Below are 11,861 nucleotides of genomic sequence, written 5' to 3' on the forward strand. Positions count from 1 at the left end.
CCGCGCCGGGCTCAGCCGAAAAGCGCGCGCCGCAGAAGGTTGAGCCCGGCCACCAGCAATACGATCAAGGTCGCCCGTTTGAAGGCACGTTGATCGATCCGGTCCTGCACGAGCCCACCCAGCCACATGCCGAACACGGCTGGCGGCAAAAGCGCCAGTGAGAGCCAGACCGAACTGGCATTCAGAATGCCGGACCCGATATGGGCGACGAGCAGCGCCACGGCGCCCAAACCATAGATCACCCCCTGAATGCGCATTTGTTCGCGCTTTTCCGTGCCCAGCGCTGTCAGATAGGCCACCGTCGGCGGCCCCCAGACGCCAGAGACGCCACCGATGAACCCGGCGAACGCGCCGATTCCCATTTCCAGACGCGGGTTTTCTCCTTCCAGTTTCGGGCTCCAGCCCGAAAGCTGCAGCAGCACAAACCCCACAACCGGCAAACCGATGGCCAACAGGAACACGCGGGCCGGTAGAACGGCGACCAGCATGGAGGATGCCAACAGGCAAACGAGGCCAACCAGAAGGAAACGCCGGAACCGTTTGACGGATCCCAGCGCCGCCGTCGGCCCTTGCCGCAGCGCCTGCATGCTGTTGGTGACCACGGTCGGCAGGATCAGCCCGGCGAGCGCAAGATGCGGGGACAGGAAACTCGACAGCCCTGACACAAGGATCATCGGCATTGCAAAGCCCACAAGGCCTTTGACGATCCCCGCGATCAGAGCAATACCCATGGCAGAAAGCCAGAGGGCCGGGGTGAGTTCGGGAATGAAAGCGTCCATAGTCAGCCTGATACAGTCTTTATCTCGCCAGCGAAAATATCTCTGACGAAAAACAGCATCGCACCTGCAGCGATCGACACGATTTTTGATCCATGGCTGTTTTTGAGCGTAAACTTCATGCGCCCCACTCACCCGATCCAGCCGAAGCCGCGCAACAATTGAACAACTTGTCGCGCCACCGGGTATTTTTGTTGCGCTGCACCTGCGAAATGGCTATCCAGACCCGACCCTATAAAAGAGGACGTGATTCATGGCCCATGATGGACAAGACCCGATGATCGCGGGCGCCCTTCTTCCCGATCTGCTCGCTCTGACCGGCGCGGCAATTGCCCCGGTTGAAACGGTATTCGAGACGGCCCGCACCCGTGTTCGGGAGCTGGTCAGCGTTGATGGCCGCGTCTCCGGCGGCATGCTGGAAGCAAACCAAACCGTCGCACATGGCCTCGCGTGGCTGGCCACTTACCTTGAGTCCCTGCGTCAGATGCAGAAATGGGCCGAGCGCCAGACAGAAAACGGCGCCTTTGGTGAGATTGACCAGCTTCTTCTGCAGATCGGCTTTGGCGAGTATCTCGCGCAGATCCGCGGTGGCATCCCGATGAACCAGGGCGAGTTCGTGCGACTGCGCGACATCGGACTGACCGAAGATGAGATCGCCGTTCTGAACACCCCGGAAATCAGCAAGCTGATGGTTGAAGCCAATTCAGCCGCAGCGCGCACGCGCCTTGTCGAACTGATGGAAGAGCAGTCCGCCGAGATCACCATGGGCAAGACCGGGCTCGACGAAGAGCTTGAGATGATCCGCGAGCAGTTCCGCCGCTACGCTGTCGACAAGGTCGAGCCCTACGCGCACGAATGGCACCTCAAGGACGAACTGATCCCGATGGAAATCATCGAGGAACTGGCCGAAATGGGTGTCTTTGGCCTGACCATCCCCGAAGAATACGGTGGTTTCGGTCTGTCCAAAGCCTCCATGTGCGTCGTTTCCGAAGAGTTGTCCCGCGCGTACATCGGCGTCGGCTCGCTCGGCACCCGCTCCGAGATTGCGGCAGAGCTGATCATTGCGGGCGGCACCGAGGAGCAGAAGCAGAAATGGCTTCCCGCGCTCGCCTCCGGTGAGAAACTGCCCACGGCCGTGTTTACCGAACCGAACACCGGCTCTGACCTTGGCTCCCTGCGCACCCGCGCGGTCAAGGATGAGAACGGCGATTACAAGGTGACGGGCAACAAGACCTGGATCACCCACGCCGCGCGTACCCATGTCATGACCCTGCTGGCCCGCACCGACCCGAATACTTCGGATTACAAGGGCCTCAGCATGTTCCTGGCCGAGAAAACGCCGGGCACCGATGAGGCGCCATTCCCGACGGAGGGCATGACTGGCGGCGAGATCGAAGTGCTCGGCTATCGTGGCATGAAAGAGTATGAGCTTGGCTTCGACAACTTCCATGTGAAGGGCGAGAACCTGCTCGGCGGCGAGGAAGGCAAGGGCTTCAAACAGCTCATGGAAACCTTCGAAAGCGCCCGCATCCAGACCGCCGCCCGCGCCATCGGCGTTGCGCAATCCGCACTGGATGTTGGCATGAAGTATGCGCAGGACCGCAAGCAGTTCGGCAAATCCCTGATCGCCTTCCCGCGTGTGTCCGGCAAGCTGGCCATGATGGCCGTCGAGATCATGATCGCCCGTCAGCTGACCTACTTCTCCGCTTGGGAGAAGGATCATGGTCGCCGCTGTGACCTTGAGGCAGGCATGGCGAAACTTCTGGGCGCGCGCGTGGCCTGGGCTGCGGCGGACAATGCGCTGCAGATCCATGGCGGCAATGGCTTTGCGCTGGAGTACTCTGTCAGCCGCATCCTTTGCGATGCGCGTATCCTGAATATCTTTGAGGGTGCAGGCGAGATCCAGGCGCAGGTGATTGCACGCCGCCTGCTCGGGTAAGCTGCTCAAACCGGCGACCTTCCCAAGAGTTCCTTTGAAGGCCCCGCCCAATCGGCGGGGCCTTTGATCTTTATTGCTTCAGAAGCAGCGCCTCCAATGCGGCCAACCGGGCCTCGAGATCGGCGTTCTTGGCAGCCAGTTCTGCATCCCGCGCCTTCAGCGCCGCGTTTTCTTCGCTCAGTTCGACGATAAAGAGATGCGCTTTTTCCAACTCATTGAGCATCCCGCCGGTCATCCTGGTGATGTTGAACGGGCCGTCCTCGGGCGTGGGGCCAACGTTAGGCAAATGCCTCATCTCGCGCATCATGGCCGCCTGTTCGGCGATGGTCGGCAAGGGGTAGTCTTCGTCAAACACCCGGTCACAGCCAGCCGAACAGGACCCGGCGGTGAACAGCTCACCGAGCAAGGTCATGTCGCCATCCCTGGTCAGGCCCATCTGCAGACCGCCGTCGGAATGGTTGATCATGAACCGGCCCTGAGGGTTGTTTTCATGGACAAAATACCACTCATTGGATGTCGCCGTGTTGACCAGTGTGAAGTAGGATCCGCCATGGTTTACCATACGGAACATCTCGCGCACGGCCTGCCCCGCGCCACTGGTGTTTTCTACGGTGATCCCGGCAGTACCATCCGTGCGCTGAATGTGCAGCGCATCGGACGCGCCGCTCAGACCCATTCCAACATTGCCGCTGCTTCGGATCTGAAATGCATTTTCAGGGGCGTTGACGTGAACCCGGAAAGGCCGGGTGGTGTTCAACACGTTCTCTAAACTCACCCAGGTCGAACTCAAGTCCAGTTCGAAAGTTCGGTCAAACGCCGAGTTGCCCGTCGCCGTTTGCAGACGCAGCGCAACGCCCGAAGAGGTATCTTCTACGATGTGCATATCCGCTGCCGGAATTGTCGTGCCGAGACCAATGTCGCCATCATCCGCTACGAAAAGCGCAGCATTGGGAGCATCCCCGGCGATCTGGAATGGGAGCACCCCGGCAGTCACATCCCGAATGACAAACTCTTCGAGGCTCGTCAGGCCGGTCTCTATCGACCAGTTGCGATCGGGCAGGACAGCCAGTGACGTGTCATGGAAGAGCAGTTTGAGTGCTCCGTCCTTGAGCGTTAGCGTATCCGCCCCGTAGGGTTCGCTACCATCGCAGTCACTGCCGACACACAGCTCATTGCTGATGAATGAGTCATCGACCGAAAGTTCCTTTCCCTGCGCATGAGCAAATTGCCCGTGCATCGCCAGAACCAAACCGCTCATGACACCCAGAATAGCGCGCAAGTGTCGCTGAACCTGAACAAACATCGCCAATTCCTTTCTCAAAAACGCGTGCGCCCTCAATCCGGGCATCGGGCGAAGTATGTCACAGTTCTGCGCTGGCGCAAAAAAGTTGACCCTACGCCCCTTGATCCACCTCAAAGCCAGCCTTGCGCATCCATGGTCTTGAGACGGCGAAAACACATCTCAGGAGCGCAATATGTCGTACAAAGAAAAGTTCAGCGAAACCCGGAACAATCTTCGCAATCTGCGTAAGACCATTCCCGATACATTCGGTGGATTTGTCAGTCTTGAACAGGCCGCGAGCCCGGATGGCGCTCTGTCGCACAAGCAAAAGGAACTGATTGCCCTGGGGATCGCGGTTGCTTTGCGGTGCGAAGATTGCATCACCAGCCACGTGGGCGCTTGCATTCGTGCCGGTGTTACCCGCGAAGAGGCCGCCGAAGCGCTGGGAACCGCCATTCAGATGTCTGGCGGCCCCGGGCTGATGTACGCGGCCAAGGCACTCGCTGCGTTCGACGAGTTTGCCAGCGAAACATGACGTAGGGCGGGGTTATACCCCGCTACCGCCTGCGTCATCCTGCCGCGACGGGGGAGCAGGGCGCAAACGTATAACGATTATAGAATATAAAACTGAGGAATGAATCATGAAATCCATCGCACTCGCCGCTCTTCTCGCCGCCGCGCCTGCCGTCGCCTTTGCCGGGGGTGTTCCGGGCCAGCATTTTGTTGAGAACTGGGATCTGGACGGGAACGGATCAGTTTCTGTCGAAGAGGCAACCGAGCGGCGCGGGAACGTGTTCCTGACATTTGATGCCGACGACAATGGTTTTCTCGATGCCGAGGAATACGCATTGTTTGACGAAGCCCGCGCCAATGACATGAAAAGCCAGGGCGGGCATGGCCGGGGCACCATGAAACGGGCTGCGGACGGGATGAAACTGGCCGCCAACGATCTCGACAAGGATGGTCTGGTCAGCCGCGACGAGTTCGTCTCACAGGCCTCTGTCTGGATCGAGAACATGGATGAAAACGGCGACGGTGTCATCACCACTGAAGATTTTGCCATGCGGCGCGGTGGCGGCATGGGGCAAGGTCACGGAAAGAAGCAGGGCGGCTGATGCCCTCAACAAACAAAGGCCGGGCTTAGCGCCCGGCCTTTTTTAATTCGGCAAATGGAGTAACGCGTTACCCGCGCAGGGTTCCGCCCGTCGCCTTTTGGACCTTCTCGACAATCTTCGCGCCAACCGCTTCGATGTCCTTTTCTTTCAAGGTCTTGTCGGTCGGTTGCATACGCACGGTGATCGCGAGAGATTTCTTGCCGTCACCGAGGCTGCCGCCCACAAATTCATCAAACACCCGAACGCTTTCGATCAGCGCCTTGTCCGCGCCCTGAGCGGCGTTGACGAGGTCGAGAGCCTGCACGGATGCATCCACCACAAAGGCAAAGTCGCGTTCAACCGGGAGCAGGTCCGAAATGTTGAGCGCGCCGCGGGTTGCCCCGGTTTTACGCGGCAACGGCACCTCCTGCGGGAAAAGAACAAAGCCAACGGCGGGTCCTTTCACATCCAGTTCGGAGAGCACTTTCGGGTGAATCTCGCCAAAGATGCCAAGCACTTTCTTCGGGCCAAGGCAGAAGACACCGTGACGGCCCGGATGCCACCACTCCGGCCCGGTGCGCATCACCTGCATCTTCGCGGGAGCGCCAATGGCAGACAAAACCGCCTCCGCGTCGGCTTTCGCATCGAACAGGTCAACCGGACGGGACGCGCCATGCACGTCTTTCGGTCCGGTGTTGCCAACCAGAATGCCTGCGACCTGCAGCGCCTGTTCGCCCGGCTCGCCGCCGGAGAAAGCCGCGCCTACCTCAAACAGCGCCAGATCGTTGAAGCCACGCGCCTGGTTGCGCGCAGCCGCCTGCAACAGGCCCGGCAGCAGCGACGGGCGCAGATGGCTCATCTCGCTGCTGATCGGGTTGGCCAGCTTCGTTGTGTCATCGCCGCCACCGAACAGCGCCGCACCGGCGCTGTCGATGAAGGAATAGGTCACGCATTCATTGTACCCCAAGGCGGCACTGGTCCGGCGCGCAATCTGTTCGCGCTTCTGCAGCGGAGACAGGATCGGCCGGGGCACGCCCGTCGTGATGCGCGGCAGCGGTTTGCCCTGCAGCTTGGTCAGAGAGGCAACCCGCGCCACCTCTTCCACAAGGTCCGCCTCACCCAGAACGTCCGGGCGCCAGCTGGGCACATGCGCCATGGTGCCTTCCATGCGGAAGCCAAGCGCGGTTAGCGTCTGACGCTGCTCTGCCTCGGGGATCTCCATGCCAACCAGCGAAATCACGCGCTTTGCATCGAGCTTGTAGGCCCGGCTCACATCCGGCACCGCGCCCGCGACAACAACCTCCGACGGCTCGCCGCCGCAGAGATCAAGGATCATCCGCGTGGCATCGTCCATCGCCTGCATGTTGTAGCCCGGATCGATCCCGCGTTCGTTCCGGTAACGCGCATCGGAATTGATCTTGAGTGCGCGCCCGGTGGTCGCGATCTGAACATTGTCCCAAAAGGCCGCTTCAAGGAACACATCCACGGTCTCATCAGTACAGCCCGTCTCGAGGCCGCCCATGATCCCGCCAATGGATTCGACACCTTTGTCGTCGGAGATGACCACTTGCCCCGCGCTGAACGCGTAGGTCTTCTCATCGAGGCCAACGAGGTTCTGGCCATCCTCTGCGCGATGAATGCGCAGCCCACCCTGCACCTTGGCGGCGTCGAAGACGTGCAGCGGGCGGTTCCGGTCAAAGGTGAAGAAGTTGGTGACATCCACCAGCTTCGAAATCGGACGCAGGCCAATCGCACGCAGGCGATCCTGCAACCACGCCGGGCTCGGCCCGTTCTGAACGCCGCGGATCAGACGTCCGGCAAAGACATGACAGCCGCCCTCCCCGGCGGTGTCCTCGTCAATTGTCACGCTGATCGGACAGGGGAACGCGCCGGAAACGCGCTCTTCTTTCAGCGGCTTGAGCGTGCCGAGGCCCCGTGCCGCCAAGTCCCGTGCCACACCATGCACGCCCAATGCATCGGGCCGGTTCGGCGTGATGGCAATCTCGATCACCGGATCGACCTTGGCCGGATCATTCTCTGCCAGCCAGTCGACAAAGGTCTGGCCAACGTCACCGGACGGCAATTCGATAATGCCGTTGTGCTCGTCCGACAGCTCCAGCTCACGCTCGGACGCCATCATACCATGCGATTCCACACCCCGGATGTTGCCCACGGACAACGTCACATCGATGCCCGGCACGTAGTCGCCCGGCTTGGCCAGAACCACGGTGATCCCTTCGCGCGCATTCGGCGCGCCGCAGACGATCTGCTTTTCGCCTTCGTCGGTCATCACCCGGCACACGCGCAGGCGATCCGCATCGGGATGCTGCTCGGCGCCGACAACCTTGGCCAGGGTAAAGGCCTTCAGCTTCTCGCCCGGGTTTTCAACGCCTTCGACCTCGAGGCCAAGGTCCGTCAACGCCTCTGCGATCTCATCGACGGAGGCGGTGGTGTCGAGGTGCTCTTTCAGCCAGGAGAGGGTGAATTTCATGCCAAAAATCCCAAGGTCCGTACGGTTTGGCGCAGTCCATACCGGAACCCCCGTCCAAGGGAAAGCCCAAGCCCGCCTTGGAACGCTTGGAAAACGCAAAGCCTCGCCGTAGGCTTGACGTTAGGGAAAACAAGAGGCCAGCGGGGAGCGAGCACAACATGGCGAAACCCATCACTTCCATCACCATCGTCGGCGGCGGCACGGCGGGCTGGCTTGCGGGCACGCTTCTGCGCAGCAAGGTCGGCAGCCGCATCAAGATCACCCTGATCGAAAGCCCCAATGTGCCAACCGTGGGCGTGGGCGAGGCCACCGTTCCGCATATGCCGGTCACGATCAAGGACATGGGGATCGACGAGCAGGAGTTCTTTCGCCGCTGCAATGCCTCGTTCAAAATGGGCGTGATGTTCCGGGGCTGGAATGTCGATCACAAGGGCAAGCCGATCGACTACATGAACCCTTTCACCTCCGCCCCGGCGTTGAACGGGGTCGACATAGGCTACCACTTCCGCACCTATGGCGCGGGCAAGCGGGATTACATCCAATCCTTTTCGCCGCTGATTGACTTGCTGAACGCGCACAAGTGCCCGATCTCCTTCAACGGCAAGGACGATCCCATGCCCAAGGCCGGTTATGCCTATCACCTTGACGCGGGCAAGTTTGCCGGGCTTCTGGCCGAGACAGGCCGCGCGCGCGGTGTCGAGCATATCCTCGCGGATGTGGATGATGTCGAACTGGACGAGCGGGGCTATGTCGCGGCGCTGCAGTTGCGCGATCACGGGCGGCACCCGGTCGATCTCGTGATTGACTGTACCGGTTTCAAAGGTCTGGTCATTCGCGGCGCTTTGGATGAGCCGTTCGAGGACTACGGGGAATATCTCGGCAATGACCGCGCCATGGCCCTGCCAATCCCCCATGTTGATCCGATGAAACTGCCCGCGGCGACCTCTTCATCTGCGCTTGGCGCAGGTTGGGTCTGGAACGTGCCTTTGTTCAATCGTGTTGGTACCGGCTACGTCTTTTCCTCCGCCCACCGCACCGATGATCAAGCGCGGGACGAGTTCCTGGCGCACCTCGGCAGCCGCGCCCCCGACGGCGCAGAACCGCGCGTCATCCCGATCCGCGTCGGGCGTTCACGTCGGGCCTGGGTCAAGAACTGTATCGCCCTGGGCCTCTCCGGCGGGTTTATCGAGCCCCTGGAATCGACGGCAATCCACATGATCGACATGGGTTTGCGCTGGCTGCTGCGCTACTTCCCGGACAGCGATTACGACGCCGCCACGATCAACCGCTACAACCAGATTTCCGACAGCATGTTCAACGAAGTGCGCGATTTCATCTGCCTGCACTACCTGCTCGGCAATCGCACGGATGATCCCTATTGGATCGATGCACGCACTCAGTTGAAGGTGCCGGACAGCCTTGCCGCGAATCTCGACGTCTGGAAACGCCGCCTTCCGGGGCCATTGGATTTGCAGACGGTCCACCTCTTTGGTCACCAGACGTTCCAGGCCGTCCTGCTTGGCAAACGTGTTTATGAGCAGGGCTTTGGCGAGCCTGAATTCAACGTGGCGCAAGGGCTTTCTGAAAAACCCTGGAAAGAGTTCCTGCGCCAAACCGCCGCCCGCAACATCGCCACGGTCAAACACAAGGCGGATCACCGCACCATGCTGCTTGCTTTGCGAGGTGAGTTGAAGCCGGGTCAGAAGGCTGCCAGCCTTCCCGGGGTAGCGCCGCCGTCCAAAGAGGAAATGGACGCCGAACCGATGCTGTTCTGAACCGGTCAACCGGGTTCCACAGCGCTCTCGTTTCTTTGTGCCACAAATATCCCGGGGAGGCGCAGCTTGCTGCGTCGGGGCAGCGCCCCAAAGCAAACGCGCCGCCAAAGGCGGCGCGTTGGTCGCCGTGCAACTGCACGGTGAAACCTCTGTTCTGACTTACCGCGACAAGCCGCCATGCAGCGTCGGCACGTCCAAAGACGCAAAGCCGTAGTGCCGAAGCCAGCGCAAGTCAGAGGCAAAGAAGGCGCGCAGGTCCGGGATACCGTATTTCAGCATGGCGATCCGGTCGATGCCCATGCCAAAGGCAAAGCCCTGCCATTCGTCCGGGTTCACACCCGCAGCCCGAAGAACCTTCGGGTGCACCATGCCGGAGCCAAGCACTTCCAGCCAGCCGTCGCCCTCGCCGATCTTCAGCTGCCCGCCTTCCCAGGAACACTGGATGTCCACCTCGGCAGACGGCTCCGTGAAGGGGAAGTGCGAGGCGCGGAAGCGGGTCTTGATCCCGTCGATCTCGAAAAAGGCGGAAAAGAACTCTTCCAGCACCCATTTGAGGTTCGCCATGGAGATGTCCTTGTCAATGGCAAGGCCTTCGACCTGGTGGAACATCGGCGTGTGCGTCTGGTCATAGTCCGCGCGATAGACGCGGCCCGGCGCAATAATGCGGCACGGCGCGCCGTTGGCTTCCATGTGGCGGATCTGAACTGGCGAGGTATGCGTGCGCAGCACATGCGGCGGACGATTGTCCCCCTCGGCGCGGTGCATGTAGAACGTGTCCATCTCGGCGCGCGCCGGATGGTGGCCCGGAATGTTCAGCGCATCGAAGTTGTACCAGTCGCTGTCCACCTGCGGCCCTTCGGCCACGGCAAAACCCATATCGGCAAAAATCGCTGTGACCTCTTCGGTCACCTGGCTGACCGGGTGAATGCTGCCCTGGCGCTGGGTGCGCACCGGCAGGGTCACGTCGAGCCATTCCGCCTTGAGACGCTCATTCAGCGCAGCATCAGCAAGCGCGGCTTTCTTGGCCGCCAAAGCAGCGTTGATCTCATCCTTCAGCGCGTTCAGTGCCGGGCCGGCGATCTGACGCTCTTCGGGGGTCATCTTCCCCAGCTCGCGCATTTTCAGGCTGATCTCGCCCTTCTTGCCCACGGCGGCGAGGCGCAAGGCCTCCAGCCCGGCCTCATCCGAGGCTTCACCAATGGCGGCAATGTACTTATCGCGCAGATCCTGCATCTTACCTTACTCCGCATCGCGTCTCAGCGTCGGAGGGGAGTTACCACAGGAGGGCCGGAATGCAAGCGGCGACGGAAGCGCAGGGCGGCTTCAGCGCACACCCCGACAATAGCGCAACTGCTGCTGGTACACGAGGGAACGCTCGCCAACCTCGGATGAGACCCGCAGAAGCCATGCCTTGCCGTTGTAAGACCCACGACGATAGCCGGTGCGCCCTTCGTGATAGGCAAGGTAGTGCGATCGTGCGTCGCTCAGAGGAATGCCAAGCTGATCACGCGATTGCGCCATGTACCAGCCCATGAAATCCGTCGCATCGCGAATGTTGTCGCGCCGCGCGTTCCGCTTGCCGGTATCGCGAAGATACTCTTTCCACGTGCCGTCCAGCGCCTGGCTGTAGCCATAGGCCGAGCTTTGCCGCCCAACGGGAATCACGCCGAGTTTGTATCGCAGCGGCGTGCGCGCATCGGAGACAAATTTGCTCTCCTGATAGATCGTCGCCATCTGTACGTGGACCGGGACGCCCCATTTGCGCTCAGCCGCCTTGAACGCGGACAGATAGCCACGCCGCTGTTTCAGGATCGAACACGCATTATCAAGATCGCGTGGTGCCTTGCCGGATCCGCCGCCGCCGCAGGACGCCGCCAGAAGTACGATCACCAACGCGCGAAGCCACTTGCTCATCTGCCTCTCGCCTTTTGTTTGTTGGACTATTTGTAGTCTCTTGGCCCCATCTTAGTGGAAACCTGTCGGCGATGAAATGACATTTCCGCGCGTCGGCAAGAGTGTGCAACGCACGGTGCCCCCCCTTGCGCTCGACAGGGAATCGCGCTTGTCTCTCAGACTGTTGGTAACCGCTTCACAGAGTGTTTCCGGCGAATTTGTGTCCTGAAGTTGGACTCTTCGCCCCAATTCAATGTAAATTGGCCATGAGAGGTATGTCATGATCCGTGAACGCGCAAAATATCATCTGGGCCAGGTCGTCCGCCACCGCAAGCATCCGTTCCGTGGTGTCGTGTTTGATGTCGATCCGCAGTTTGCCAACACCGAAGAATGGTATCAGGCCATCCCCGAGGACTCCCGTCCGAAAAAGCAGCAGCCGTTCTATCACCTTCTGGCGGAGAACGATCAGAGCTTCTACGTGGCCTATGTCTCCGAACAGAATCTCGTTGCGGATTACTCCGGTGAGCCAGTGGATCATCCGGACATCCCGGATCTGTTCGGCGCCTTCGAAGACGGCAGCTACGCGCTGCACTTCCAGTTGAACTGATTTT

10 protein-coding genes are annotated in these 11,861 nt (G+C 60.5%); 5 read left to right on the forward strand and 5 right to left on the reverse strand.

Features of this window, described 5'->3' with window-relative positions:
• Positions 1–11: 11 nt before the first annotated feature.
• On the reverse strand, positions 12–779 hold the full coding sequence (locus E4662_RS04190; RefSeq protein WP_136439986.1) for a sulfite exporter TauE/SafE family protein: 768 nt from the start codon (positions 777–779) through the stop codon (positions 12–14).
• A 250-nt stretch (positions 780–1,029) separates the two neighbouring features.
• On the opposite strand from E4662_RS04190, the gene E4662_RS04195 reads away from it, so the two are divergent.
• Positions 1,030–2,715: an acyl-CoA dehydrogenase family protein gene (locus tag E4662_RS04195; RefSeq protein WP_136439987.1), complete on the forward strand. Its 1,686-nt coding sequence runs from the start codon at positions 1,030–1,032 to the stop codon at positions 2,713–2,715.
• Between the two features lie 70 nt (positions 2,716–2,785).
• Here E4662_RS04195 and E4662_RS04200 read toward each other — a convergent pair whose 3' ends face one another.
• Complete coding sequence (locus E4662_RS04200) at positions 2,786–4,018, reverse strand: hypothetical protein (protein WP_136439988.1); 1,233 nt, start codon at positions 4,016–4,018, stop codon at positions 2,786–2,788.
• 172 nt (positions 4,019–4,190) lie between these two features.
• Between E4662_RS04200 and E4662_RS04205 the strand changes: the two genes are divergently transcribed.
• Positions 4,191–4,532: a carboxymuconolactone decarboxylase family protein gene (locus tag E4662_RS04205; protein ID WP_136439989.1), complete on the forward strand. Its 342-nt coding sequence runs from the start codon at positions 4,191–4,193 to the stop codon at positions 4,530–4,532.
• A gap of 106 nt (positions 4,533–4,638) precedes the next feature.
• Positions 4,639–5,112 carry an EF-hand domain-containing protein gene (locus E4662_RS04210; protein WP_136439990.1) on the forward strand — a complete coding sequence of 158 codons (474 nt, stop codon included), beginning with the start codon at positions 4,639–4,641 and terminating at the stop codon, positions 5,110–5,112.
• Between the two features lie 67 nt (positions 5,113–5,179).
• On the opposite strand, the gene pheT is transcribed toward E4662_RS04210, so the two are convergent.
• A complete protein-coding gene (pheT, locus tag E4662_RS04215) occupies positions 5,180–7,582 on the reverse strand; it encodes a phenylalanine--tRNA ligase subunit beta (RefSeq protein WP_136439991.1) in 2,403 nt (800 codons plus the stop codon).
• A gap of 158 nt (positions 7,583–7,740) precedes the next feature.
• On the opposite strand from pheT, the gene E4662_RS04220 reads away from it, so the two are divergent.
• Complete coding sequence (locus tag E4662_RS04220) at positions 7,741–9,357, forward strand: tryptophan halogenase family protein (protein WP_136439992.1); 1,617 nt, start codon at positions 7,741–7,743, stop codon at positions 9,355–9,357.
• A gap of 159 nt (positions 9,358–9,516) precedes the next feature.
• On the opposite strand, the gene pheS is transcribed toward E4662_RS04220, so the two are convergent.
• Both pheS and E4662_RS04230 read right to left on the reverse strand, forming a co-directional pair.
• Complete coding sequence (gene pheS, locus E4662_RS04225; protein ID WP_136439993.1) at positions 9,517–10,590, reverse strand: phenylalanine--tRNA ligase subunit alpha; 1,074 nt, start codon at positions 10,588–10,590, stop codon at positions 9,517–9,519.
• 90 nt (positions 10,591–10,680) lie between these two features.
• Entirely contained in the window at positions 10,681–11,271 is a 591-nt protein-coding gene (locus E4662_RS04230) for a transglycosylase SLT domain-containing protein (RefSeq protein ID WP_136439994.1), read from the reverse strand.
• A gap of 259 nt (positions 11,272–11,530) precedes the next feature.
• Here E4662_RS04230 and hspQ point away from each other — a divergent pair, with 259 nt between their 5' ends.
• Entirely contained in the window at positions 11,531–11,857 is a 327-nt protein-coding gene (gene hspQ / locus E4662_RS04235) for a heat shock protein HspQ (protein ID WP_136439995.1), read from the forward strand.
• The last annotated feature ends 4 nt before the right edge of the window (positions 11,858–11,861 follow it).

Origin of the sequence: Pacificoceanicola onchidii (assembly GCF_004804335.1) — a bacterium.
Lineage (GTDB): Bacteria > Pseudomonadota > Alphaproteobacteria > Rhodobacterales > Rhodobacteraceae > Pacificoceanicola > Pacificoceanicola onchidii.

Bases quoted from the DNA above. Each gene is read 5' to 3' on its own strand.
- E4662_RS04190 (WP_136439986.1), bottom strand. From the start codon at position 779: ATGGACGCTTTCATTCCCGAACTCACCCCGGCCCTCTGGCTTTCTGCC.
- E4662_RS04195 (WP_136439987.1), top strand. From the start codon at position 1,030: ATGGCCCATGATGGACAAGACCCGATGATCGCGGGCGCCCTTCTTCCC.
- E4662_RS04200 (WP_136439988.1), bottom strand. From the start codon at position 4,018: ATGTTTGTTCAGGTTCAGCGACACTTGCGCGCTATTCTGGGTGTCATG.
- E4662_RS04205 (WP_136439989.1), top strand. From the start codon at position 4,191: ATGTCGTACAAAGAAAAGTTCAGCGAAACCCGGAACAATCTTCGCAAT.
- E4662_RS04210 (WP_136439990.1), top strand. From the start codon at position 4,639: ATGAAATCCATCGCACTCGCCGCTCTTCTCGCCGCCGCGCCTGCCGTC.
- pheT (WP_136439991.1), bottom strand. From the start codon at position 7,582: ATGAAATTCACCCTCTCCTGGCTGAAAGAGCACCTCGACACCACCGCC.
- E4662_RS04220 (WP_136439992.1), top strand. From the start codon at position 7,741: ATGGCGAAACCCATCACTTCCATCACCATCGTCGGCGGCGGCACGGCG.
- pheS (WP_136439993.1), bottom strand. From the start codon at position 10,590: ATGCAGGATCTGCGCGATAAGTACATTGCCGCCATTGGTGAAGCCTCG.
- E4662_RS04230 (WP_136439994.1), bottom strand. From the start codon at position 11,271: ATGAGCAAGTGGCTTCGCGCGTTGGTGATCGTACTTCTGGCGGCGTCC.
- hspQ (WP_136439995.1), top strand. From the start codon at position 11,531: ATGATCCGTGAACGCGCAAAATATCATCTGGGCCAGGTCGTCCGCCAC.